Source organism: Nakamurella sp. UYEF19, assembly GCF_040546275.1.
Lineage (GTDB): Bacteria > Actinomycetota > Actinomycetes > Mycobacteriales > Nakamurellaceae > Nakamurella.
This window is the reverse complement of sequence record NZ_JBEPNO010000006.1, coordinates 126,487-150,913: the sequence shown is the minus strand read 5'-3', so window position 1 is coordinate 150,913 and position 24,427 is coordinate 126,487. Positions and strand designations below refer to the sequence as shown.

Annotated in this window: 24 protein-coding genes and 1 tRNA gene; 7 read left to right on the top strand and 18 right to left on the bottom strand. The window is 67.7% G+C overall.

Annotation, left to right across the window (positions count from 1 at the left end; translation table 11 throughout):
• The first annotated feature begins 7 nt into the window (after positions 1-7).
• Positions 8-787: a 2-phosphosulfolactate phosphatase gene (locus ABIB25_RS11530; protein ID WP_354528589.1), complete on the top strand. Its 780-nt coding sequence runs from the start codon at positions 8-10 to the stop codon at positions 785-787.
• A gap of 100 nt (positions 788-887) precedes the next feature.
• A tRNA-Ala gene (locus ABIB25_RS11525) sits at positions 888-963 on the top strand.
• 215 nt (positions 964-1,178) lie between these two features.
• Here ABIB25_RS11525 and ABIB25_RS11520 read toward each other — a convergent pair.
• Positions 1,179-2,483 (bottom strand): ferredoxin reductase family protein, encoded by a 1,305-nt coding sequence (locus ABIB25_RS11520; RefSeq protein ID WP_354528588.1) that lies wholly within the window; start codon positions 2,481-2,483, stop codon positions 1,179-1,181.
• Positions 2,484-3,112: 629 nt separating this feature from the next.
• Entirely contained in the window at positions 3,113-3,379 is a 267-nt protein-coding gene (locus tag ABIB25_RS11515; protein ID WP_354528587.1) for a metal-sensitive transcriptional regulator, read from the bottom strand.
• 185 nt (positions 3,380-3,564) lie between these two features.
• On the opposite strand from ABIB25_RS11515, the gene ABIB25_RS29215 reads away from it, so the two are divergent.
• Positions 3,565-3,735 carry a DUF8730 family Cys-rich protein gene (locus ABIB25_RS29215; RefSeq protein WP_502919801.1) on the top strand — a complete coding sequence of 57 codons (171 nt, stop codon included), beginning with the start codon at positions 3,565-3,567 and terminating at the stop codon, positions 3,733-3,735.
• Between the two features lie 19 nt (positions 3,736-3,754).
• Here ABIB25_RS29215 and ABIB25_RS11510 read toward each other — a convergent pair whose 3' ends face one another.
• The 5 genes from ABIB25_RS11510 to ABIB25_RS11490 all read right to left on the bottom strand — a co-directional run bounded on the left by ABIB25_RS11510 (position 3,755) and on the right by ABIB25_RS11490 (position 7,165).
• The gene (locus ABIB25_RS11510; protein WP_354528586.1) at positions 3,755-4,810 is read right to left on the bottom strand and encodes a cation diffusion facilitator family transporter; all 1,056 of its coding nucleotides are present in this window, start codon (positions 4,808-4,810) and stop codon (positions 3,755-3,757) included.
• Positions 4,807-5,220 carry an ArsR/SmtB family transcription factor gene (locus tag ABIB25_RS11505; protein WP_354528679.1) on the bottom strand — a complete coding sequence of 138 codons (414 nt, stop codon included), beginning with the start codon at positions 5,218-5,220 and terminating at the stop codon, positions 4,807-4,809. The genes ABIB25_RS11510 and ABIB25_RS11505 overlap by 4 nt, the downstream gene beginning before the upstream one ends.
• A gap of 79 nt (positions 5,221-5,299) precedes the next feature.
• Positions 5,300-6,238, bottom strand: coding sequence for a hypothetical protein (locus ABIB25_RS11500; protein WP_354528585.1), 939 nt, complete (start codon positions 6,236-6,238; stop codon positions 5,300-5,302).
• A complete protein-coding gene (locus tag ABIB25_RS11495; protein ID WP_354528584.1) occupies positions 6,235-6,999 on the bottom strand; it encodes a cytochrome b N-terminal domain-containing protein in 765 nt (254 codons plus the stop codon). Before ABIB25_RS11495 ends, ABIB25_RS11500 begins: the two co-directional genes overlap by 4 nt.
• Positions 6,986-7,165, bottom strand: a complete 180-nt coding sequence (locus tag ABIB25_RS11490; RefSeq protein ID WP_354528583.1) for a hypothetical protein — start codon at positions 7,163-7,165, stop codon at positions 6,986-6,988. The genes ABIB25_RS11495 and ABIB25_RS11490 overlap by 14 nt, the downstream gene beginning before the upstream one ends.
• Before the next feature lie 312 nt (positions 7,166-7,477).
• Between ABIB25_RS11490 and ABIB25_RS11485 the strand changes: the two genes are divergently transcribed.
• The 3 genes from ABIB25_RS11485 (at position 7,478) to ABIB25_RS11475 (ending at position 10,266) form a co-directional block, all read left to right on the top strand.
• Positions 7,478-7,837, top strand: coding sequence for a YciI family protein (locus tag ABIB25_RS11485; protein ID WP_354528582.1), 360 nt, complete (start codon positions 7,478-7,480; stop codon positions 7,835-7,837).
• Between the two features lie 20 nt (positions 7,838-7,857).
• Positions 7,858-9,099: an RNA polymerase sigma factor gene (locus ABIB25_RS11480; protein WP_354528581.1), complete on the top strand. Its 1,242-nt coding sequence runs from the start codon at positions 7,858-7,860 to the stop codon at positions 9,097-9,099.
• Between the two features lie 69 nt (positions 9,100-9,168).
• On the top strand, positions 9,169-10,266 hold the full coding sequence (locus ABIB25_RS11475) for a DNA glycosylase AlkZ-like family protein (RefSeq protein WP_354528580.1): 1,098 nt from the start codon (positions 9,169-9,171) through the stop codon (positions 10,264-10,266).
• A 1-nt stretch (position 10,267) separates the two neighbouring features.
• On the opposite strand, the gene ABIB25_RS11470 is transcribed toward ABIB25_RS11475, so the two are convergent.
• Complete coding sequence (locus ABIB25_RS11470; RefSeq protein ID WP_354528579.1) at positions 10,268-11,194, bottom strand: epimerase; 927 nt, start codon at positions 11,192-11,194, stop codon at positions 10,268-10,270.
• A gap of 115 nt (positions 11,195-11,309) precedes the next feature.
• On the opposite strand from ABIB25_RS11470, the gene ABIB25_RS11465 reads away from it, so the two are divergent.
• A complete protein-coding gene (locus tag ABIB25_RS11465; RefSeq protein ID WP_354528578.1) occupies positions 11,310-11,495 on the top strand; it encodes a hypothetical protein in 186 nt (61 codons plus the stop codon).
• Positions 11,496-11,527: 32 nt separating this feature from the next.
• Here the strand turns inward: ABIB25_RS11465 and ABIB25_RS11460 are convergent, their stop codons facing one another.
• The 10 genes from ABIB25_RS11460 to ABIB25_RS11415 form a co-directional block, all read right to left on the bottom strand.
• Positions 11,528-12,511, bottom strand: coding sequence for a LacI family DNA-binding transcriptional regulator (locus ABIB25_RS11460; protein ID WP_354528577.1), 984 nt, complete (start codon positions 12,509-12,511; stop codon positions 11,528-11,530).
• 3 nt (positions 12,512-12,514) lie between these two features.
• A complete protein-coding gene (locus ABIB25_RS11455) occupies positions 12,515-14,566 on the bottom strand; it encodes an aldo/keto reductase (protein ID WP_354528576.1) in 2,052 nt (683 codons plus the stop codon).
• A gap of 325 nt (positions 14,567-14,891) precedes the next feature.
• Positions 14,892-16,475: a phytoene desaturase family protein gene (locus ABIB25_RS11450; protein ID WP_354528575.1), complete on the bottom strand. Its 1,584-nt coding sequence runs from the start codon at positions 16,473-16,475 to the stop codon at positions 14,892-14,894.
• 139 nt (positions 16,476-16,614) lie between these two features.
• Positions 16,615-18,456 (bottom strand): ATP-binding protein, encoded by a 1,842-nt coding sequence (locus ABIB25_RS11445; RefSeq protein WP_354528574.1) that lies wholly within the window; start codon positions 18,454-18,456, stop codon positions 16,615-16,617.
• The gene (locus tag ABIB25_RS11440) at positions 18,453-18,881 is read right to left on the bottom strand and encodes a response regulator (protein ID WP_354528573.1); all 429 of its coding nucleotides are present in this window, start codon (positions 18,879-18,881) and stop codon (positions 18,453-18,455) included. Before ABIB25_RS11440 ends, ABIB25_RS11445 begins: the two co-directional genes overlap by 4 nt.
• Complete coding sequence (locus tag ABIB25_RS11435; RefSeq protein WP_354528572.1) at positions 18,878-19,237, bottom strand: response regulator; 360 nt, start codon at positions 19,235-19,237, stop codon at positions 18,878-18,880. The genes ABIB25_RS11440 and ABIB25_RS11435 overlap by 4 nt, the downstream gene beginning before the upstream one ends.
• Entirely contained in the window at positions 19,234-20,298 is a 1,065-nt protein-coding gene (locus ABIB25_RS11430) for a response regulator (protein WP_354528571.1), read from the bottom strand. Before ABIB25_RS11430 ends, ABIB25_RS11435 begins: the two co-directional genes overlap by 4 nt.
• Complete coding sequence (locus ABIB25_RS11425) at positions 20,295-22,007, bottom strand: SpoIIE family protein phosphatase (RefSeq protein WP_354528570.1); 1,713 nt, start codon at positions 22,005-22,007, stop codon at positions 20,295-20,297. Before ABIB25_RS11425 ends, ABIB25_RS11430 begins: the two co-directional genes overlap by 4 nt.
• Positions 22,004-22,339: an STAS domain-containing protein gene (locus ABIB25_RS11420; RefSeq protein WP_502919800.1), complete on the bottom strand. Its 336-nt coding sequence runs from the start codon at positions 22,337-22,339 to the stop codon at positions 22,004-22,006. Before ABIB25_RS11420 ends, ABIB25_RS11425 begins: the two co-directional genes overlap by 4 nt.
• Positions 22,336-24,288: a glycosyltransferase family 2 protein gene (locus ABIB25_RS11415; protein ID WP_354528568.1), complete on the bottom strand. Its 1,953-nt coding sequence runs from the start codon at positions 24,286-24,288 to the stop codon at positions 22,336-22,338. Before ABIB25_RS11415 ends, ABIB25_RS11420 begins: the two co-directional genes overlap by 4 nt.
• Positions 24,289-24,427 lie beyond the last annotated feature (139 nt).

Below are 24,427 nucleotides of genomic sequence, written 5' to 3'. Positions count from 1 at the left end.
GTGGTCGATGACGCCTCCCGCCCGGAACGATCACCGTCAGTCCGGTTGGGCCATTCGCTTCGACTGGGGCCTGTCCGGCGCGACCGCGATCGCCGACGGAGCGGGCGCCGTCGTGGTCGTCGACGTGCTGTCGTTCACCACGACGCTGTCCGTCGCGATCGACGAAGGCATCGAGGTCTATCCGTTCCGAATCCGCGACGCGTCGGCCGCCGCTTTCGCAGCGACCCGCGGTGCCGTACTGGCCATCGGGCGCCGGGAGGCCGGGCCCACCGGGGTCAGTCTCTCTCCGCTGTCGGTGCAGGAAGCTGCCCGCACCGGCCCGCTGGCGACCTCCCGGAAGCTGGTGCTGCCCTCGCCGAACGGCTCCACCATCTCCCGTCAACTCGCCGAATCTGGAGCCGTCGTGGTCGGCGCCTGCCTGCGGAACGCCGCAGCCGTTGCCGCCTGGATCACCGCCGGTGCCGTCCGCGGACCGGTGGCTGTGGTGGCTGCCGGGGAACGGTGGCCGGGTGATCAGCTCCGACCCGCGGTCGAAGATCTCTGGGGCGCCGGCGCGGTGGTGAATGCATTGCTGCGCTGCGGTTTCGGGACGGCGTCGCCCGAGGCGGGGGCCGCGGCTGCTGCCTATCGCGAACTCGACCGGACCGTTGGCCCGGCGCTCGCCTCCTGTGCGTCCGGGCAGGAGTTGATCGCCGACGGCTACGGCACCGAGATCGACCTGGCCGCCCAGGAGAACGTGTCGTCCAAGGTCCCGGTGCTCGTCGGTGAGTCGTTCCGGTCGGTGTGAGTTCTGCACCTCTGGAGGTGACCCGACGGGCATGCGGGGTGTCCGGGGCACCCTCCGGGCGCTGGTATTCTTCTGACTGTTCACGGAGAGATCCGGGTTCGGGGCTGTAGCGCAGTTGGTAGCGCGCTTCGTTCGCATCGAAGAGGTCCAGGGTTCGATTCCCTGCAGCTCCACCACGTTTTCGCAGTTCAGGCCTTGTACGTTGGAATTCGAGGCCGTGTTGTTGATCTTGACGGCACACTTTGTCCACAAACCCTGTTGATGCTGCTCGGCGTCATGGTCGCGTCGGGTCTCGCTGCTCTCGATCCTCTTCACCGGTACCCAACTGCGTATCGCGGCGCGTGATCATGTCATCGCCCATCGTTGATCACCACGGCGCGTTGCCTTTCCCTCAGAAGTCGAAGACCTCTTCGTGGAGCCGGTGCGGTGGGAGCCCGGCCTGGCTGAGTCCCCTTCTGACCGCGGTGGACAGGGCGGGGGAGGCACACAGGTACACGTCCCGTTGGGCGACGTCCGGCACCAACCGTCGGAGATTGTCGGCGGTGAGCTGGTTGGCCGGTTCGCTCGAGCGGCCGATCATCCAGATGATCTCGGCACCTCGAGTGTGTGCGATGGAGCGCAATTCGCGATCGAAGACGACATCCTGCTCACTGGAAGCGCGGTAGAGCAGGGTGATTCGCCCGCCACGGTGTTCCAGGGTTTCGAACAGCGCCCGCATGGGGGTGATGCCGACGCCGCCGGCGATCAGCAGTACCGATGGCTGGGTCCGCTTGCGAGCGGTCATCGACCCGGAGGGGCCTTCGGCGAACACCAGGGTGCCTGGCCTCATCGAGTGCAGCAGCGTGCTGCCGGTTCCCAGAGCCTTGACGGTGATGCGCATCTCGTTGTCAAGGGGTGGGGCGGAGAGGGAGAACGGGTGGGCACTGCGCCAGGTCCGGGCGGTGAGGAAACGCCAGCGGAAGAACTGCCCGGATTCGGCTTGCAGTTCGGCCAGATGGCGGCCTGCCAGGATGATGCTCGCAACGCCCTTGGCTTCTGGGATGACCGCCTCGACCCGGAGCCGGTGCCGCCAGAGATTGCCCACTGGGGCCAGGATGCGATACCGCAGCACGAGAGCAAATGCCCAGGCGTACAACAGACTCCAGCCGATCTGCAGCGGATGAACCCCGGCCAGGTTGGGCCCGGCCAGTTCGTGGTCGAACGACAACGCGATGGCGAGGTAGGTGAGAAGGTGCACCCCGTGCCAGGTCTCGTAGGACAGCTTGCGTCGGGCAGCCCGGATCGAGATGACTGCGATACCGATGAACAGCGCGGTGCCCAGGGTGGCCGTCGCCAGGCCGGGGAGGCCGAGCACGTCCAGCATCGACGACAGGATGCCCTCCTGACGGGCGTCGGCCCAGGATTGCACGGCTGCTCCGGCGTGGACCAGCACCAGGATCAGGAAGATTCGTCCGCCCTTTCCGTGCCAGCGAGCCAGGGTGTCCGATCCGATCCGGCGGTCCAGCACTGGCATCCGTGACATCAGGATGACCATCACGGCGACCAGATAGCCGGCAAGCAGACCGGTGACGTGCGCCAGCAGCGCCGCATCCATCGGCAGCGGCCACGGCGCCCGGACCAGTGCGAGAACCGCGGCGCCGACGGCCCCGCTGCCGATCCCGGTCAGGAACCGCCGGGCGAACCGGTCGCGCTTCACCGGGTCCCGCCCCCGCGGCCCCTGCCGCCCTGACCGCCGCCCGGCCGCTCGTCAGCGCCCGGAGATGCGCCCCCGCCGCCGGTGGTGGCCGGCCCAACTGCCGCCGGTGCAGCTGGTGGAGCAGCCGCCGGTGCAGCTGGTGGAGCAGCCGCCGGTGCAGCTGCTGGAGCAGCCGCCGGTGCAGCGGCGACGGCAGGGGACACCGGGGATGTCTCGACGCCGCGAACCCCCAGGGCTACCCCTACGACGGTGGCCATTACGAACACGGTTGCTGTTGCGCCCCGTCTCAGCGCGGTCCATCCTCGCGCCGAGAGCGAACCGGGTGGGTGCGGACGACGGCGATCGACCTGCTCCGTCTGGAGGCGGCCGGGCAGGGTCGGTGCGGTCACAGAAACCTTCTTCACTGGTGGCTGAACGGGCGATTGATTCTCAGCATGAGCCCGTCGAGCCCGATATGAATGGCCCGTCGGTCAACCCTCAGGTATTGCTGGACAAAACCACAGTCTTGATGTGACCGCGTGCATATCCGTTGCCAGAGTCCGATGAGAATCAATCGACAACAGCAAGAATGGTGAGAATTGGGTAAACGTCGCCGCGTCCCGGTCAGTGGCACCGAACGCCCCCAGGCTTCACGCCAGGGAGAGGAACATCTTTTCCATCGCAGCGGTGTCGAGGGTGTCCTGGCCGCCGGACTCGAGCAAACACTGTTTGAGTCCGGCGGTGATCACTGCGAACCCGGCGCGGTCGATGGCCTTGCCGACGGCAGCGAGCTGGGTGACTACATCCTGGCAGTCGCGCCCGTCCTCGATCATCTTGAGCACGCCACCCAGTTGTCCCTGTGCGCGTCGCAGTCGATTGAGGACAGCGGTCATCTTCTCCGGTGCCAGTTCGACCATGGTCCATCTCCTCTTGGTTGACGCGCGTGCCCCAGTACCACCCACGCTGCGTGACGGGGGTGGTGATGACCTGGCCATGTTTGCTCCTGGAGCTGACGCGTGACAGGTTGAGCGGCCTCTAGGAGCATACCCCTGGGGGTATCATGCGAAGTATTCCAGGTCACTCGATCGAAGGGCTGAAGTCGATGTGCAGAGCCGTAACATGCAGGCAGTGCGGCAAGACGACGTGGGCAGGTTGTGGGCAGCACGTGGAGTCTGTGATGCGTGGGGTGCCCCGCGATGAGCGCTGCGCGGGTCACATCAAGAGGCCGTCGGCGCCCGGGAACGGTTTACTGGCACGGATTTTCGGCCGCTGATGGTCCGGCACCCAGCGGATCAATGGGCGTGGGCGGGCTCCGGAACGGGGTAGGCGTGGACGTCGGCGACGACCAGTTTCGGAACGGTGTCGAGGACGCGGTGTTCGGCGGCGTGGGCGATGGCCCTGGCGGCGGGCAGGGTCAGCGCCGGGTCGACGGTGATGTCGGCCTCGGCGGTGAGACGGTGTCCGTCCCAACGCATCCGTAGCCGCCGTACCTCGGCCACGCCGGGGGAGTCGGCCAGTGCTTGTTCGGCGGCCGCGACGACCTTCGGGTCGACTCCGTCCATCAGGCGGCGGAAGACCTCCACGACAGCGCCTTTCAGGACGGCGAGGATTGCGATGGTGATGACGACTCCGACGATCGGGTCCGCGAGCGGGAAACCGAGCATGACGCCGATTGCGCCCAGTGCGACGGCCAGTGAGGTGAATCCGTCGGTGCGGGCGTGCAGTCCGTCGGCGACGAGCGCGGCGGAGCCGATCTGCCGGCCGACACGGATGCGGTACACGGCAACGAGTTCGTTGCCGGCGAACCCGATGAGGCCGGCGGCGAAGACGATCCAGACGTGGGTGATCGGCTGCTGATCGATGAGTCGGCGGACCGATTCGTACCCGGCGAGGATCGCCGAGAGGGTGATCATCGCAACGACGAACAGGCCGGCCAGGTCTTCGGCGCGGCCATAGCCGTAGGTGTAGCGGCGGGTCGGTTTGCGCCTGGCCAGGACGAACGCGATCCACAGCGGCACCGCGGTGAGGGCGTCCGAGAAGTTGTGGATGGTGTCGGCCAGCAGGGCCACCGAGCCGGTGGCGAGGACGACCAGCAGTTGCGCGACCGCGGTGAGTCCCAGGGCGATGAGGCTGATCTTCACCGCTCGGATCCCGGCATTGTTGGATTCGAGCGCATCGTCGATCGAGTCGGCCGAGTCGTGGCTGTGGGGTTTGAAGATCGACAGGAAAAGGCCCCTGGCCCCTCTCGGGTGGTCGTGGTCGTGGTCGTGGTCGTGACCGTGACCGCCGTCCGGCCCGTGTGGGTGGCCGTGGTCGCCCGGCGGGTGCTGGCGCGAGTCGGCGCTCATGATGCGCTCGATTCGGTTGCGGCGTCATGGATGTGGATGGCCGGCAGGCTGAGAGGGTCGGACTGGACCAGGTGGTGACGCGGCACCGTGGGGCCGGCGTGCTCGGCGTTGTTGATGGCGTCGATGATCAGCTGCCTGATGTGGTCGTTCTCCAGCTGGTAGAACATCTGATTGCCGTCGCGACGGGTCCGGACCAGCCTGGCCATCCGCAGCTTCGCCAGATGCTGGGACACCGATGGGCCCGGCTTGCCGACGGTGTCGGCCAACTCGTTGACCGACATCTCCCGGTCCATCAGCTCCCACAGGATCTGGATGCGGGTGCCGTCGGCGAGCATCCGGAACACCTCGACGGCCAGTGCCACCTGATCGCCGGGGAGCGACTCCCTGCGAATCTGCTTATCTGCGTCCATACGCAGATAGTAGCCCACCAGCAGCGGGATACTCGTCCGGGGCACGCCTGTTCGGCATCCTCCCGGTGATGGGTCTGCTCTACCTGCGCCAGATGAGCCGGTGCACCCGCAGGTGTTTCGGCAGCGAACGCAGACCGGGCACGAACGGCACCAGCACGAAGACCAGTGTCAGCAACATCATCAGGCCCCACACCAGGGCGTCGGCGTTGTCGGAGGTGGAGAACGGCTTGACCTGATACCAGAAGGTGTACAGCCACATCCACGGCTGACCGGGGTAGTTACCGCTCTCGTTCATCATTCCCCACTGGTCACCACCCAGTTGTTCGGCACGCGCCTGGTCCTCCAGGTAGGCACCGTCCGCCAGCAGCAGCATGGGCCTGGTCTGGTCGGAGCTGTAGAAGTTGTTCTGGCCGGTCAGTTGGCTCTGCAGCCCCCCGCTGCGGGCGAGCGCCAGCAGTCCACCCGCGATCACCGGGACCGGTCCGTAGGCGCCGGGTGCCACAGCTGCCGGGTTGCCGTCCGGCGCTCCGGCCAGTGCGTCCGAGTAGGACCCGGCCCAGGCGGCCTGCTGGTCGGCGCCGGCGGCCGACCAGGTGGTCAGGGCCTTGGTCAGCGCCGGATCGCCGGTGACGGTGGCGAGCGGGTCGAGCACCAGATCCTTGGCGCTGTCGACCGGAATCTGGACGCCGCCCCACTTCTGAAGTGACAGCGGTCCGAGTTTCTGGCCGGGAGCGGACGAGTTGTAGGGCGCCCCGTAGCCGGCACTGGTGCTGGTCCCGGCCAGCTCGGCGGTCGCGGTGGCGACCACGTCGTTCGGCGCCCTGGTGGCCCAGTCGGCCAGGCTCAGCGCCGGACGGTCGGGTGAGGAGAACACTGCAGCCAGCACCAACGACAGCACCAGGACAACTCCCAGAGCGATGACGAATTCCTTGACCAGGTCGTACGGCCTTGTCGGGAAGAGGTGAGAATCCGGCGTCACCGGTGGGGACCGACGTGACCGTCGCACGACCGTGCTCACGACGCGCTCCCGATGACTGGTGCGACAGCTTCACGAGGCGTGGGTATCTCGTGTTGGTCGGGCGGCGTGATGGCGAGCACGGCGGGTTCCGGGGAGGGCAGACGCACCTCCGTGCGGAGGTAGTCCGCAGGTTCCGCGTCGAAGGGCGGGACCACACCATGTCGACGGACCAGGACGATGTGCAGGACGACCAGCACGCCGATGATCAGCGGCAGGAGCGACACGTGGAAGAGCAGCATCTGGCCGGAGTTCAAGACGTTGAACCGGCTTCCGATACCGACTGCGTTGAGGCCGTCCTTGGCCTGACCGGCTATCCACTGCGAGTCGAAGTTCGACTGCGAGAGATAGCCGGTGAAAGCCGTCCCGATGGAGCCGACGAAGGCGATCGCGCCGGTGATCCAGGTCAGTGCCCGCTTTCCCCGCCACGCCGCCATGAAGAACTTGCCCCACAGATGAACCACCATGAAGCCGAAGAACAACTCGACGCTCCAGAGGTGGACGGAGTTGACGAAATGGCCGAGTGCGGAGACATGCCACCAGCCGGCGCCCTCGACCGCCAGCGCGATACCTGATGCGATGACGACGATCAGCGCGGCCAGGCAGGCCACGCCGAAGACGTAGATCCAGGAACGAACGTAAGCCGGCTGCCGATCGGGCAACCACTGTCCGCGCGGAACGGTCCTGACGATCCGTTCCCGCAGCCTGACGGTCCAGTTCCGGGAACTCCGCACCTCGATACGGTCTGCCTCAATTCCGGACATCGGGTGCTCCTTCGGGGTCCTCGTGACCTCGCGGGAAGGGCAGTACCAGGGCCAGGACGAAGGCGGTGATCATCAGCACGATGATCAGCAGATTCGCCAGGGAGATCTGCACGACCCCGGCGTGGAGGTAGTGGGCTTGTGCGACGAACACCGTTGGTGCCATCATCTCAGAGACTCCTCAGAGTTTGTTGGCCATCGCCGTTGGTGGGCAAGGGATCTGATCTGAACCTCGCACGCTCCCGCTGCCGCCCGCAGAGTCCGACGTCCCGAATCGGGGGGACCTTCGCCTCGTTTGCGTGCCGAACCCCGATCCGTCGGCGCGGGTTTCGTTGTCGTGCGGAAACGTGCCGGCATCGGGTCGGCGCTACCCGGGAATGATCAATTCCCGATCCGCTCCTGCGAACTGTCGATCGGACCCCGGTCCGATCGTCGTGGCAGTGATCGGGCCCAGCAGGGGCTCCGGATGATAGGAAGCATCATGGCGAAATATCTGGTTCTGATCTACGGCAACGAGCAGCGATGGGACTCGCGGTCGCCGGAGGAGCAGCAGCGGATCAATGACGGACACCAGGCCTTCAACAATAACAACGGCGGCGCAGTGCTTTTCGGTGCCGAGCTGGGTGCTACGTCGACCGCGACGAGTCTGCGCGCCGGTGCGTCGCCTGGCCACCCCACCATCACCGACGGGCCGTTCCTGGAGACGAAGGAAGTGCTCGGCGGCTACTACCTGCTGGAGGCGCCCGATCTGGACGCGGCCATCGCGATGTCCAAGCAGTTGCCCGAGGTCGAGACCGATCACAGCGGCGTCGAGGTCCGACCGCTGCAGGAGATGAACTGAGCGACGGGGCCGGAGTCGTCGTGCAGGACGTCGCGGCAGCGGTCGATCTGGCCCACCGGGAGGAGTGGGCCAAGGTCGTCGCGGCGACGGTGCGGGTGACGCGGGATCTGGATCTGGCCCAGGAGTGCGCACAGGACGCGTACGCGCAGGCGCTGCGGAGTTGGCCGTCCGCCGGCATTCCGCTCCGGCCCGGCGCCTGGCTCACCACGGTGGCCAGGAACCGGGCGCGGGACCTGCTCGCGCGGGAGTCGGCCTTCCGCCGGGCGATGCCGCTCCTGGTGATGGACGACGAACCGGGGCCCGAGGTCGATCTGGCCCGGCCGACGGTGGGTGATGAACGGCTGCAGCTGATCTTCATCTGTGCCCACCCGGCACTGTCCGGTGAAGCCCGGGTGGCCCTGACGCTGCGACTGGTCTGCGGGTTGACCACCGCGGAGGTCGCTCGGGCGTTCCTGGTGCAGGAAACCACGATGGCGGCCCGGATCACCCGGGCGAAGAAGAAGATCGCGCTGGCTCGGATTCCGTACCGGGTTCCGAATCGGCAGGATCTTCCGGAACGGGTGGGGGCCGTCCTGGAGATCGTGCACCTGATCTTCACCACCGGTCATGCGGCCCCGACCGGGGAGCACCTGATCCGCAGGGATCTGGTGGACCGGGCCGTTGAGCTCGGCCGACTGCTGCACGAACTGCTACCGGCCGAGCCCGATCCCGCGTCGCTGCTGGCCATGATGCTGATCACCGATGCCCGCAGCAGTACCCGGACATCGGCCGACGGGCGGCTTGTGCTGCTGTCGCACCAGGACCGGGGTCGTTGGGACGCTGCGCTGATCAACGAAGGCGTCGGTCTGCTGACCTGGGCCCTCGCGGCCGGGCCGGCGAGCCGATTCGCCCTCGAGGCGGCCATTGCTGCGGTCCACGCCGAGTCCCCGTCAATCGAGGACACGGACTGGGCCGAGATCGTCGGCCTGTACGACCTGCTGCGGGATTGCTGGCCCAACCCGGTCGTCGACCTCAATCGGGCGGTAGCCGTCGGGCTGCGTGACGGACCGGCGCCTGGTCTGGGCGAACTCGAGCCGCTGCTGTCCGAACCCGCGCTGGCCACCTACGGCTACCTCAGCGCAGCCCGCGCCGATTTTCTGCGGCGTCTCGGTCGATGGTCGGAGGCGGCGGCTGCCTATCGGGAGGCGTTGGCCTTGACCGACAACGAGGTCGAGCGGGTGCTTCTGCAGGACAGACTCGACGAGGTCGACCGGCAGCTGTGAGCCCCGCCCAGTAGCATTTCCGGAGTCGACGATGTATTTCTGTTCGCGTGCGATGGGGAGATCGGATCGATGCATACGCTGTCCAGAGCCGACGCTCGGCGGATCGCGGTACGGGCGCAACTGTTGGACAAGCCACGCCCGAAGAATCTGATCGACGTGGTGCGCGACCTGACGCTCCTGCAGATCGATCCGACGGCTGCCATCGCGCCGAGCGCAGACCTGGTGCTCTGGAGTCGGCTGGGCGCTTCGTATTCCCCGGAGCATCTGGTCACCGCGCTCGAGAATCGGACGCTGATCGAGCTGCGGGGCATGGTCCGGCCGGCCGAGGACATCGCCCTGTACCGCGCAGAGATGGCGCAGTGGCCGGGGACCGGGGACGTGGCGGGGTGGAAGCGGGCCCAGTCGGTCTGGGTGGAGGACAACGACGTGTGTCGTCGGGACATCCTGGCGTTGCTGGACCGGAGCGGCCCGTTGGCTGTTCGTGACCTCCCGGATCACTGTGCCCGGCCGTGGAAGTCCAGTGGGTGGAACAACAATCGCAACGTCTCCATGCTGCTCGAGATGATGGTGCTCCGGGGAGAGGTTGCCGTCGCCGGTCGGGAACGGCGAGAACGGTTGTGGGATCTGGCCTCACGTGTCTATCCGGACGGGCCCGCCGTTCCGGACGGCGATGCTGTGCGTGAGCGCAACGAACGACGCCTCCGGGCGTTGGGCATCGCCCGCGCCAAGGGCCCGGAATGTCCGGTCGAGCCGCTGGACGTCGGTGAGGTGGGCGAACCTGCCACGGTCGAAGGTCTCAAGGGCACCTGGCGGGTCGACCCGGCACAACTGGGCCAACCGTTCTCCGGGCGTGCCGCCCTGTTGTCGCCCTTCGACCGGTTGATCCACGATCGCAAACGCATGGTGGAACTCTTCGACTTCGACTACCAGCTGGAGATGTTCAAGCCTTTCGCCAAAAGACGTTTCGGATACTTCGCGCTGCCGATCCTGTACGGCGATCATTTCGTCGGGCGCCTCGACGCGACCGCCGACCGCGACTCCGGAGTGCTCCGGGTCAACGCCGTCCACCACGAACTGCCGTTCACCGGTGCGATCACCAAGGCAGTCGACAGCGAGATCGAGAACCTCGCCGAGTGGCTCGATCTCCAACTTCGAATGCCGCTGTAGGTCAGCGGCGACGTGTGAGGCGGGCGATCGTCTCGGCCAGGTCGGGGTGCTCGTAGGTGAAGCCGGCACGCTCCATGACGGACGAGGTCGCGAACCGTCCGGTCAGTGCCAGAGCCGGGTCTGTGCGCAGCACCAATGCTCCGAGCCTGACGAGCGCTGCCGGCGTCGGTAGCCCGGGCCGACGGAAGTGTCTGCGCAACAGCGCCATCAGCTCCGCATTGCGGACCGGATGCGGGCTTGCCGCGATGACGACGCCGTCAGGCAGAATGACGGCCGGGTCCAGGCCCAGAGCTGCGTCGGCGATGCGCAGCCAGTCCTGCAGATGGATCCAGCTGAACCACTGCCGGCCGGAACCGACGCTGCCGCCGGCCCCGAACCGGGCAAGCGTCGCCAGGCGATCCCAGGCCGGACAACCGTCAGCGAGCACGATCGAGGTGCGCAGCACCGTGTGCGCCGCCGTGTGCGCACCGTCGAACGCGTCCTCCCACGCCCGCGCCACGCCCGTCATCTGCGGGAGGCCGGGGTCGGGGAGCGGCGACATCTCGTCGAGCCGGTCGTCGCCGCCGTCCGAATAGATCGCGGTGGTGCTGGACTGCAGCCACCTCTCCACCGGCCGGTCGAGTTGCTGCGACGCCAGGACCAGCGCCCTGGTCGCGTCGACCCGGGATGCCGTGAGTGCGGCGATGTTGTCCGGCGTCGGCCGGCAGTCCACCAGTTTGCCGGCCAGATTGATCACTGCCACCGGATCCGGGCCGGTCAGGACCTCGGCCCAGGGACCGATTGTCCTTGCGTCCCAAACCACCTGGTGAAGATCGAGACGGGAGTCCACCCTTCGGGTGAGGACCACCACCTCGTGCCCGGCCGCTCCGTACCGTCTGGCCAGATTGCGGCCAAGGAAGCCGGAGCCGCCGGCGATCACGATGCGCACCTTTCGACCATAATCGGGTGGAGGGCCACGCGAGCGGCAGTCGATTGCTGTGGCCGGCGCGGTGGGGCGCTCGACGGGCCCGGCGGTCGGCAGGGCGCGGTGCTAGCGTGCGTCCATGGCCGACGGCGCGGGTCCCGCTCCTCGTTCCGGCTGGAGGGGCAAGGCCGACAGCTATCTGGAAAGATTCTCCCGCCCCGGTATCCGGGTCCGAGAGTTGATGATGCTGTCGGCATTCATGGTCCTGGCCATGATCGTCATCGTCGTGGTCTTCTTCCTACCGATCTGGTGGATCTTTTCCTGACCATCCTCGTCGCCGGTCGCAGTACTGACGTCTCAGGTGGATTCGCCGATTTCGAATCGATAGGGGACAGTTCGACGAGTCGGTCGTCCGCCGGTCGGCAGATCACCGGTGTGCATCCTGAGCAGCAGATCCAGCGCCGTCTGCGCGACGACGTGCATGTCGATGGCCAGGGTGGTGAGGCGCGGCGTGATGAAGTGGCCGATTTCCAGTCCGTCGACGCCGATTACCCGGATCCGGCCGGGAACATCAACCCCGGCCAGCGCGAGCGCCCGGAGAACACCGAACCCCATGACGTCGTTGTAGGCGACAATGGCGTCGGTGTCGGGTTTTTCCCGCAGCACCGCCTGTGCCGTCAGCAGTCCACCCTCGAGACCGGAGCCGACCGAGGGAATGCGGGCCGCCGGAACCCCCTGGGCGGCGAAGGCCTGGATGAATTCGGCAGCCCGGGGGCTGGGGTCCGGGTGGTCGAAGACGACGGGGTGCTTCGTGCCGCGTTCCGCCAGGTGCCGGACCGCGTCGGCGACCGCCTCCTTCCGCAGCAGTTCGACACGCCCGTGGCCGGCGGAAGACGTCAGCGGATCGATCTCCACCAGTGGTAGATCCGGCAGACCGTCGCGGGAGGTGGCCACCGCGATGCCGGTGAAGCTGATCACTGCGTCAACCTGTCGGGAGAAGTCGTCGATCAGGAACTCCTCGGCGTGCGCGGCGTGGGCGCGCTCGCCGAAAATCACGTTCCAGCCCGCGTCGGCCGCGAGACCCAGTACAGCGGAGGCGAGTTCGGCGTAGTAGGGGTTGGACAGGTCCTCGATGAGCAGACCAAGGGTGCTGGTCTGGGGTTTCACCAGACCACGACCGAAACGCGATGGCCGGTAACGCAACTCGCGGGCCGCGGCCAGGACGCGGGCTCTGGTTTCGGTGCTGATCCCGGGCATGTCGTTCACCGCCCGGGTGACCGTCTGCCGCGAAACGCCTGCGGCTGCGGCCACGTCGTTGATGGTGGCCGGCCTGCCGGTCACGCCTCAGTCCTGCAGATCCAGCCAGGCGACCTGGGCTGCGTCGAGCACCACCGAGAGGCCGGCCATCGACGAACCGGTCTCGGCGATGGTTCGTGGCCCGAACAGCGGGAAGGTGGGGAAGGACTGCGCGAGAACGAAGGCCAGTGCGACGGCCGTGGCTGGCACCCCCAGCTCCGCGCCCAACTGCTCGGCTCGCCTCTTCCGCTCGAAGTTGGCGTCGCTGTAATAGCACCGCACCAGTTCCGCGTCGCTGTGATCGGCTGCGTCTGCCCTGGCGAAGAACCCGCGGGCCTGCGAGGACCACGGCAGCAGCGGGATCTGCTTGCGTTCCAGCCACGCCTTCGAGGCAGGGTCCGTCATGTGCTTGCAACCGGCCCAGGGGACGTCGTACGCCTCGGCCAGCCCGAAGTGGTTGCTGAGCACCGAGAAGCCCCGCTTTCCGTTGGCTGCGGCGTAGGCGTCGGCCTCGTCGACCCGTTCGGGGGACCAGTTGGATCCCCCGAATACGGTGATCCGTCCGGCGTCGACGTGGTCGTTCAGGACGTCGACGAATTCGCCGACGGGGACGTCGGTGTTGTCCCGGTGCAGCATGTAGATGTCCGCGGTGCCGTGCTGCTGGCGTTCCAGTGACTCGAGGAGTTGCCTGGTGATCGACTCCGGGTCGCAGTGCGGGGTGTGTGCACCCTTGACGATGACGACGAGCTCGTCGCGGATCCCGCGATTCTTCACCCACTGGCCGAAGAGCTTCTCGTAGAACCCCTTTCCGTACAGCCAGGCGGTGTCGAAGGTGTTACCGCCTGCCGTGAAGAAGTGGTCGAACACGGCCGAGGCATGGGCCAGATCGGGCTGGTTGTCGCAGCCCATGACGAGCCGTGAGACCGGCTTGGCCAGACCGTCGATCGTGCCGTAGCGCATGGGCGCGCCGGCCTTCGCCTGCAGCGGAAGTCCGGACACGGTGGGGATGTCGGAGGTATTGGTCTCGAACGGGTAGCGCAGGCCGATGGCGGCCCTCCATCGGTCGAGAACCTTGGCGGTGCCGAGGGAATCCTCGAGCGACATCTCGTCCGGGTCGCCGCCCGCGGCGACGGCGCGGGCCAGCGCGTCGGCTTCGAGGGCGTAGGGCTTGTGGTCGGCCGAGTCGGCGGCGAACGAGAACACCTGTGGGTCCTGCCCGATGACGCGCAGGGTCAGGGCGGTGTTCGTCCTGATGGTCCACGGGTCGTCGAGGGTGATGGTTCCGGCGGAGCCGTACACGGTGACGGACTCCGGGTCGGCCAGCCGGACGCCCGTCCGGACCGTGGCCGTGATGACGGCGGCCACCTCCCCCGTCGCTCCGCTCGCTCCCACCTCCCCCGCGGCTCCGTTCGCCCTGGCCGCCGGGAACGTCAGCTGGGCGACCGACCACTCGTCGACGCCGGTCGAGCCGATGGTCCCGGTGGCCGTCAGTTCGGTGGGCTCTGCGAATGCCCTTCCGGTGGCCGCGCCGGCGACGGCGCGTGCGATCGAGACGGGATAACCGCCCACGTCGAGGATTCCGCCGCCGGCGAGCGCCGGGTCGAACAGGCGCCCGGTGGTGGAGGAGGTCGCGAAGGAAAAGCTCGCGTCGATGTGCGAGACCTTGCCGATGGCGCCCTCGGCCACCAGTCGGAGCAGCAGCCGGGTCTGCCTGTGGAACCGGTACATGTAGGCCTCGACGACGGTGACGCCGCTCTCGCGCGCCGCGTCGACGACGGCCATCACGCTGCCGAAGTTGGGTGCGAGGGGCTTCTCGACGAGCACGTGCTTGCCGGCCCGGATCGCCTCGAGCGTCAGGCGGGCGTGGGTGGTGTGCACCGTCGAGATGTAGACGGCATCGACGGCCGGGTCCGCCAGGATCTCGGCGTAGGTCCCGGTACGGAGGTCGCCGCCGACCTCGTCGGCCAGGGCCTTCGCCCGTGCCGGATCCGAACTACCGACGGCGATCAGCCGTCCGTTGCGGCTGGCGGGCAGCTGCGAGATGAATCGACGGGCGATGGCGCCGGGGCCGAGAACGGCCCAGTTGCAGGTGTTGTCCATGACGAGGCTCCGGGAGAGAGGCGGACCGTGAACGTTCACGGCGCGGCCGAGCCTAGGTGCCGCCATGGTCAGCTGTCAACGCCGGACGCCGGACGCCGGACGCCGGACGCCGGACGCCGGACGTCGGACGCGGCCAGGCACGCATCGTCACCGACCTCCCGAGCATGAGAACGGCGGCCATGCGCGCGGTGCCGGCGTGGGGGCTGCGCAGGAGGTCGAGGAGGGGCTCGAGGACATGCCCACGCTGAACCGGGAAGCCACTGCGGTGAACTCGATCTCGTGGTCCGGCAGGGGTGATCGCCCGGGTCCTACTGCGCGGCAGAGGTCATGGTCCGGCCAGCAGGGTATCGACGGCGGCCGCGCCGCCCAGACCCGAGACGCCGCCCCCACGAACGGTTCCCGCTCCGGCCAGCAGGATGCGGGTGCACCCCTGGATCTGGGTGCCGAACCGCTCGGCAGTGGTCGGATCGACGTCGTCGGACAACCACGGCCAACTCAGGTCGCCGTGGAAGATGTTGCCGCCCGGCATGTTGACCGACTGCTCGACATCGAGCGGTGAGGCGATGTCAAGGCACGGCCGCCCGGCCATGTCCTTGGCCAGGCAGTCCTCCAGGGGTTCGGCCAGGTGCATCTGCAGGGCAGCGAGCGCGGCATCGGCGGCGCGCTGCCGGGAGCCGATCGGATCCGAGGTGAACAGGGCGTCGGGAGCGTGCAGTCCGAAGAGCGTCAGGGTGGCCCCGGGGTGTCCGTTCAGAATCGAGGGGTCGGTCAGCGAATGGCAGTAGACCTCGCCCGGCATTGGGTCCGGAATCCGGCCCGCAGCCGAATCCCGGTAGGCGTTCTCCAGCTGTTCGAAGCCCTCCTCGAGATGGGCCGTCCCGCCGAAGACCACGGCGGGATCGACGCCGGATCGCAGGCGCGGCAACCGGTTCAACAGCATGTTGATCTTCATCTGGGCGCCGACCGGCTTGTGCACCGGCCGCCCCAACCAACCCTCGACGACCGCCGGCGCCACCGCCGCCAGCAGGACGTCGCCGGCGTAGTCCAGACCGTCCGCGGTGGCCACCCGCACCCTCGATGCGTCCTCGACCACCTCGGTCACCTGCGCGCCGGTGCGGATGTGGACATCGAGTTCCAGGGCCTTGGCGGTGAGGGCATCGGCCAGGGCGCCCATGCCGCCGACCGGCACCAGCCACTCACCGGTGCCACGTCCGACGAGGTGGTAGAGGAAGCAGCGGTTTGCCAGCATCGATTCGTCGAACAGCGAGGTGTGGGTGCCGATCAGCGCATCGGTGGCGACCACACCGCGGACGGTGTCGTCGGCGAATCGACGGGTGATCGCCTCCCCGATCGGCGCCTCGAACACGTCGCTCCACACCTGCTTGCCGGCCGCACCGATGACGGCGTCCTGTACCTCGCGGCGCCGCAGCATCGGTCCGGACAGGGCCGGCGCCAAGACCTCAGCGACACGGGAGAGTTCACCGTAGAACTCCTGCCAGGCAACGTATTCGGCATCCGAGCCCGTCAGGCTGCGGAAGGATTCGGCCGTCGCCTCGCCGGGATTGCGTTCTACCAGCAGGCCGGATGGGCGTCCACCGCGCAGCACCGGCGTGTACGAGGAAACGGTGCGGGAGGCCAGGGTCAGGGTGATGCCGAGACGATCGATCAGTTCCTGGGGCATCAGCGAGACCAGATAGGAATACCGACTCAGACGCACCGGATGTCCGTCGAACACGCGACTGCCGATGCTGGCCCCGCCGAGGTGCTCCGACTGCTCCAGCAGCGTGACGGAGCGGCCGGCCTGGGCCGCCAGGATCGCGGCGACCAGGCCGTTGTGACCGCCTCCGACGACGATCACCTCACCGCCCCTCGCCGAGGGTCGGCCGGCTCCTGCGTCTCTCGGCGACATGTGGTGCGTCCTGCTCTCCTGGGTGTCAGCCCGCGCCGATGATGGTCCAGCAGTGGACCGGCTCGGGACCGGGACACCAGTCAACCCTGTCCGGCGTCGGCTTTCCAGCCGTGCGCTGTTCTCGGCCGGGCCCGCGGGGTCAGGCGACCAGCGCGTCGGACTCCTGGGGGGACAGCTCGCGGGGCAGGTCCAGCACGAACATGGTGCCTTCCCCGACCGTACTGGCCACCCGGATCTGGCCACCGTGGGCGTTGGCGATCGCCTTGGTGATGGTCAGGCCGAGACCAACTCCGGGGACGGCGTTGGCCGTGGCCGTCGAGGCCCGGAAGAAGCGGGAGAACAGGCGATCGACCTCGTCCGGCGGAATTCCCATGCCGGTGTCGGTGATCCCGATCAGCGCCCGCGGCTCCGGGTCGTCGTCGGTGCCCAGGGTGATGATCACCCGTCCGCCGGCCGGAGTGAATTTCACCGCGTTGGAGATCAGGTTGTCGATCGCCTGACCGAGCCGCACCGGATCGCCCCAGACCGTCACGGACTGGTCGGGGATCGACATCTTGAGGGTCACCCCGCGGGTGCTGGCGCCGGGGCGGGCCGTCTCCAGCGCCCCGTCGAGGAGGGACTGCAGCTCGACCGGTTCCTTGCTGATGTGGAACCGCCCCGACTCCACCTGAGCGGTGAAGAGCAGGTCGGACACCAGTCGCAGCAGGCGGTTCGCGTTCCGGTCGACGGTGGCCAGGTACTGCAACTGCTCCTCCGACAACGGGTTCTCCTCGTCGTCGGCGATCAATTCCAGGTAGCCGAGAATGGAGCTCAGCGGGGTGCGCAGCTCGTGGGAGATGAGGTTGACGAACTCGTCCTTCATCCGGGCCTGCTCGCGGTCGACGGTGACATCGGTGCCGACGAAGAGGAACCCGTCGATCTGCCCTCGCGCGTCGCAGCGCGCCGTGACCGCGACCTGGATCTGCATGGCCGGCCGGCCGGCCGGAAGGAAGGTGTGGTCGCGGACCTGGGGGTGCCCGGGGCGCACACCGGCCACCAGCAGTGCGAACCGGTCCTCGCGCGACATCATGGGCAGGGCGGCGTCTTCGGGCGGGGGGTGACCGGAGGCCGCCCGCGTCGCCTCCGGTGGCTCGAACATCGCCAGCTGGATCAATGGATGCCCGACCACGTCGTGGGCCGCGATCTTCAGCATCTTCTGGGCCCCGGCGTTGAACATGTCCACCCGTCCGGTCGGGTCGGTGGCGACGATGGCCTGTTCGGTGACCGCATCGATGATGCCGGTCAACTGGTTGGCCGATTCGCGTAGCAGGGCCGAGGCGGCACCACTGGCGTCGGCGTGATCCTGCGCCGCCGACAGCAGCGTCTCCTGGTCCGTGCGCAGCCGTTCGATCGCGCGGACGCGGGAGCGGAGGCGTCTGGTCATCTCGCTGACGAACAGACAGGTCACGCCCAGCACGAGGGGGGTGTAGACCACCCTGATCCACTGCCCGTCGTCGTAGACGTTCGGATCGAAGGCCAGCGGCAGCAACTGGGAGACGATGGTGACGATCCCACCGAGCAGCAAGGGGAGGCGCCCGGGTTCGACGCCGAGCGAGATCACCGGCAGGACGATCAGGATCGACAGCACCGAGGTGGGGCCACCGGTGCCGGCGCGCAGGAAACCCACCGCGAGGATGTCGACCAGTGGAACCACCAGAGCCAGACGCCAGTGCACGGTCGGCCGCCGCACCACGAAGGCCGCGGCGGTGGCCGCGACGATGAGCGCGATGCTGGCCACCAGTGGCCAGAACCTCGGCCGGCCGATCTCCGGTACCGCCAGTACCAGCAGCGAGAGTGCATACACGACGGCCAGGGACAGCTGGCGCTCGAGGACGGAGTTGGGGTCGAGAGCGAAACGGTGCAGATGGCCTATCAGGCCCTGGGTCCGGGGCCGGGCAACGGAGACCGGGGCCGGACGGCCGAGAATACCTGCGCCGCTCATGATGTCGTCACTCCGATGCTGAGCAGACCGCGGATCTCGTCCTGCAGGATTCGCAGCCGGAAGGGCTTCTGGCTGTAGAGATCGGCGCCGGCGGCCCGGCCGGCCGCGATGGCTTCCGGGTGCACGGCGGCCGACAGCAGGATGAGCTTGATCTCGGTGAGGGAGGTGTCGGCGCGCACCAGGCGGCAGACTTCCAGGCCGGTCTTCTCGGGCATCGAGACGTCCAGGATGGCCATCGCGGGATGCAGCCGACTGATCGCCTTCCAGGCCTCGGCGCCGTCGGCGACGTTGGCCCCGACCACTGCACCGGCGCGGGTGACCGCGACCTCGACCAGCCGGCGGATGTCCGGATCATCGTCGGCGATGACCACGACCGGCCCGGGTACTTCCATGTCGTCCCCCACGGATCCGTTGACGGTGCTCATCGTGAAACCCAGCCGGGCACGTTCTCTGCCAACAGGTCTCGGACCTGAGCCTTGGTCACGGGCTTCGGCAGCCTGGCCTCGGCCTGCTGCGGATAGTGCTCGACGTCCAGGATGGAGGTGATCGCCACCGGGCAGCCCGGGTAGCGCTCGCGCAGATGGGCGGTCAACTCCCACCCGTTGATCCGGGGGAGCAGCAGATCGAGAACCATCAGATCCAGATGCATCTCGAGCGGCAGGGAGAGCGCCTGCTCGGCGCTCGACACCGCCAGAACGGTGCATCCGGCGCGGGTGAAGTAGGTGGTGAGAAGGCCCAGCTGGTCCGGCTCGTCGTCGACGATCAGCACGCGTGTGGTCACTGCGGGGCCTGGCCGGGGCTGTGAGCGGGCACTCGCCTCGACGGGGTCCAGGCCTTGCCGATCACGGACGTGTCCCGGATGACCTCGAGGGGTTCGCAGCTCCGGCCGCCGCCGAAACGGGACCAGTACCGCGCGGTGGCCAGGACGAAATCCGTTTCCAGGTACGCCCTGACGTCGCTCTGCGATGCGAAGCAGGCCAGCAGCTGGATCTTCGCCTCGGTGAAGCCGTCGATCGGGACGAACCGGTTCGGGTGGAAATCGACTGTTGCGGAGGGACTCTGGTAGCACGCGACGGTCGGGACCCGCCGGGTCGCGACCGTGGTCGCCTGGTGGACCGCCCGGTGATCCTGGTGACGGTCGTGCGAGGAGTGGGTGTAGACGATGGTCGGTGAGACCTCGGCGACCACCCGCTCGATGATGGACACGGTGGGGTCGGCCGGCTCGATCCTGGTGTCGACGAGGTCCTCCAGGAACAGCCGCGCACCGAGCAGGTCCGCCGAGGCCAGCGATTCGTGCTGCCGATCGTTGGGGTCGCCGCCGCGATCGCCGCGCGACATGGTCAGGATCACGATCGAGTCGCCGCCGGCCTGGTGCGCGGCAAGCAGTCCGCCGACACCGATCTCGACGTCGTCCGGATGGGCGCCGATGGCCAGCACCACCTGACCGGCCGCGGAGAGGCGGTCGGTGCGTCCCCGCTGCGCGAGCGCCGTCATCCGCTCCACGAGGTGCGCCGCGGCGATCGGTTTCGTCAGGAACTCGTCGGCGGCATGGCGGAGCGCGGTGATCGCGTAGTCGACGGACGCGTGAGCGGTCATCACCACGATGGGCAGCAGTGGTCGGAGTCCGCGGATTCGTGCGATCAGGTCGAGCCCCGATGCGCCCGGCATCTCGATGTCCGTGATCATCGCGTCGAACTCGTTCTCCTGCAACAGGTTGAAAGCCTTGTCGGCGTTGCCGGCCACATCGACCTGCATGCCGGCGCGCTTCACCAGGACGAGTTTGACGAACTCGGCGACATCGGGATCGTCCTCGACCACCAGGACGTGGAACGGTGTCGTCATGAGATCTCCTCGTAGTCACGGCGCACAGCCACGACGGTGACGTCGTCGATCAGCGTGGTCTGGCCGGCGAGCTCCACCACCCGCTGGATGATGGCGGCGCAGTCGGCAGCGGACGACACGATGGCCGCCACCTCGACAATCGCCTGCTTGTCGCCGCCGAGCAGGTCGAACAGGCCGTCGCTGAAGGACACGACCGTGTCGCCGGGGGCCAGCGTGAGGACGTTCTCGGCCCAGGTCGGAGTGTCGGCGTCACCGGATTCGATCCCCGTCTCGATCCCGAGCGGAAGGTCCTTGCCGACCAACTGGCTGAACCGACCGTCCGCACGCACGTGCAGGCTGAGACCGTGACCGGCGTCGGCGTAGCGCAGTTCCCCGGTGGTCCCGTCGAGCCGGCCCAGGAACATGGTCACGAAGGTGCCGGTCTCGGAGAGATCCTCGGCGAGCGACAGCGCGGCCGATCGGAGGGAGGCGGCCGGGCCGGCACTCCGGTCCACCCCCCGGATGACGGCCCTGACGGTGGCGGTGACCAACGCGGCCGGGATGCCCTTGCCCATCACGTCAGCGACGGTGAACTCGACTGCGTCGTCGGTCGAGTACCAGTCGAAGAAGTCCCCGCCGATGGCGAACGACGGGACGCAGGTGCCGGCGAGATCCCAGCCGGCGAGAAGGGGAGCGCTGCGGGGCAACAGGTCCCGCTGCACCTGGGCCGCTCGTTCGAGCTGCTGGGACAGACTCTCCCGCTGCCCCATGGCGTCCGAGAGATCCTGCAGCATCTCGCGTTCGACGCGCATCACCTCCGCCTCGGCCGAGGTCGACGGGTCGACGTTGGCCAGCGCACGGGCGGTCTGCCTGGCCGCGGCGCCCCTGGCCGCCAGTTCTTTGACCTTCGGGACCAGGGTGGCCGCCGAGATCGGTTTGACCAGGAACTCGTCGACCTGGTGCCGCAGGGCCGCGATCGCGTAGTCGACGCTGGCGTGTGCCGTCATCATGACGATGGGGAGCGCCGGGTGGGACTGCCTGATCCGGCTGACCATCTCCAGACCCGTCATCCCCGGCATCTGGATGTCGGTGATCACCACGTCGACGGCTTCCACCGACAGGATCTGCAGTGCGAGCAGTGCATTCTCGGCGAGGCGGACGGGTCGGTCCACCTTGCGCTCGAGAGCGGCCCGCATGAACCCGCCGAGGTCGGCGTCGTCCTCGACGACCAGCACGATGCCCGGTGTCGCCGGTGCGTTCCATCCTGTCGCCCTGGTCCGGCGGGCATTGGCCACGCTGGGAGCCGGTTCCGGAACCCGTCGCTTGCGACGGATGCGCCAGGTGTTGACGGCGCCGTTGCGTCGGTAGCTCAGCTCGTCGACTGCCATCTTCGCGATGGCAAGACCTCTCCCGTTCTCTGCCATCTCATCCGGCATCTCGGTCGCTTCGAGATCGATCTCCAGGGGTTCACCGGTGTCGTTGAACTCGGCCTCCAGCTGATCGGGTTGGATCCGGACCACCAGATCGCACTCGAAGGCGGGCGACTGGAGACTGTGCTCGGCGATGTTGCCGGCCACCTCGATCACGGCGAGCTCGAACCCGATGCGGTCCTGGCCGTCCACCGCGACCTCGTCCGACCACAGGTCCGAGAGCAGCTGATGGATGCGATCGAGATCGGCCGGCCGGACGCAGTGCCGCAGCGTCCGCTCGATCACCGGCGTCCCGGTCATCCGAGGCTTTCGGCCACACTGGGGTAGGAACGAAGCACACGATGCATGTTCGTCAGCTCCAGCACCGTGGTGATCTGTTCCTGGGGGCGCGCGATGCGCAGGTCGCCGCCAGCGGTCCGGGCGGTCTTCAGCCCGGCGATCAGTGCGCCGAGCCCCGACGAATCGATGAACTCGGTGTCGGCCAGGTCGACCACGACCCTGGTGCAACCCTTGTCCTTGACCGTGGTGGAGATCAGCTCCCGCAACCGCGGGGCCGCCACCATGTTCAGCCGGCCGTTGGCGGTGATCACCGCCGCACCTTCCTGCGGATACTCGACGTCGAAAATCATCAGACGGACACACCTTTCTCGCTCGGTTCGTGGGCTACGAAACCGCGGTACCTCGCGGCGGTGATGACAGCGCCGAGCAGGAGCAGGTCGAACCCGACCCACGCGATGTTGATCAGCGTGCTGCTTACGGCGGCGTGGCCGGTGAACATCCGGACGGCACCGACGATGCAGGAGATGAACAGCAGGACCATCGCGATGAGCTGCGGGCGGATGAGGGCCCACTGCGGCGACCACTCCTGCTTGGTCTTGGGGGTGACGGCGAACCCGAGGCTCTTGCCGAAGAAGACGTTCCCGAAGGCGGTGGTGAACGCCTTGATCCACACCGGGAACAGGGCGAGGCTGTACTGCATGCCCCGCCAGGTGCGGATCCCCCTCGCGATCACGACGAACAGCAACTGGTTGCACACCAGGAACGGGATCAGCCGGATGAAGAAGTCGATGCTGAAGGCGTGGACCGGCAGTACACCGAAGCACAGGTACAGGATCGGTGCGGCGATGTAGACCAGGGCCGCGAAGCCGGACAGGTAGCTCCACATGGTGGCGAAGTACATGAGCTTCTGCGGAATGCTGAGACCCTTCTGCACCAGCGGGTTCTCGCGCATCATCACCTGCATGGTGCCCTGCGCCCAGCGAAGTCGCTGGGTGAGCATGGTGGACAGATCCTCCGGGGCCAGCCCGTCGGCGAGGGACTCGTGGTGGTAGACCGTCTTCCAGCCGTGAGAGTGCAACCGCATCGCGGTGGCCATGTCCTCGGTGACCGAGATCGTGGCCATCGGCATCACCGGCTGTGCCTCGTCGAAGCGGTCGACGTCGATCGTCTTCACCAACGCCCTGACCGACTCCAGAGCGCCCAGCGGCGACCAGTCCCGGCGGGCCAGGGCCTCCACCTCGGCATCATCGACCAGCAGTGCGCGGTGCCGCCCGGAACTCCCGGACAGGCGGTCGATCTCGGCCAGATCCGCCTCCAACTCCGCCAGGTCCGCCGACACCACCTCGCGGGTGGCGTCGTCGACGGCGACCTGGAAGTCGAAGGTGATCTCGGCGAGCAGTTCGCCGCGGGAAAGCTGCCCGTTGGCGAAAACCACGGCGTACGACACCCGGTCGATGGCGGTCGCCTCGCCTGGCGTCAACCCGCGCCGCTTCCTGGCCTTGGTGAGGACCTGGTCGGCGGCCCTGAGCGCCTTGCGGATCGAACCCTCGACCTCCTTGACGTAGCCGCGGACGCCCATCTGCATCATGGCCTCGCGGCGCAGCACGGCATTGGAACCGCAGAAGAAGGCGGCGTTCCAACCATCCTTCCCCTGCTGGATCGGGCCGTAGAACAATGGCGCCTGACTGCCCAGCGGATCCTGCTCGGGAACGTTGATGAAGAACTGCTGCGTCTGCACGAGAGCGACCGTCGGGTCGGCGAAGTAGGCGAGCGTGCGATCGAGAATGGTCGGCTTCGGCACCTGGTCGGCGTCGAGGATGAGGATGAACTCGCCATCCGTCGCGCCCAGCGCGTTGTTCAGGTTGCCGGCCTTCGCATGGCGGGAATGTCCGACCCATTCGTCGGACCTGGTGATGTATCCGATGCCGTCCGCCTCGGCGGCCGTACGCATCTCCGGCCGGGCTCCGTCGTCGAGAACCCAGGTCCGGTGGGGGTAGTGGATGGCCTTGGCGGCCAGGGCCGTTCCCATCACGAGGTCGATGGGCTCGTTGTAGGTGGTGATGAAGACGTCGACGGTGACATCCGGCAGTGGTGGGCCGGGCTCCGGTCGTTCCTTGAATTTCCACATGGTCAGACCGAACAGCATGCAATCGATCAGGCTGTAGGTCTCGACGACGACGAGAGGAACGGCGATCCACCACGCCGACCAGTTCACCGAGAACAACCAACGCCAGACGACGTAGTCGATGCCGAGGGCCACGGTGACGACGATCAGTACCCTGATGCCGAAGAGCCGAGTCATCGCGCTACCTCCTCCTGGTGCGCAGCGATGGCTGCTTCCGTCGTGTCTGCTCCGATGTCGTCTGCGCCGAGGTTGTCCGGGGTTGATCCGCAGGAAGTGTCGGACCGGGGCAGACGAGTCGTTGCGCTATCTACGCTAC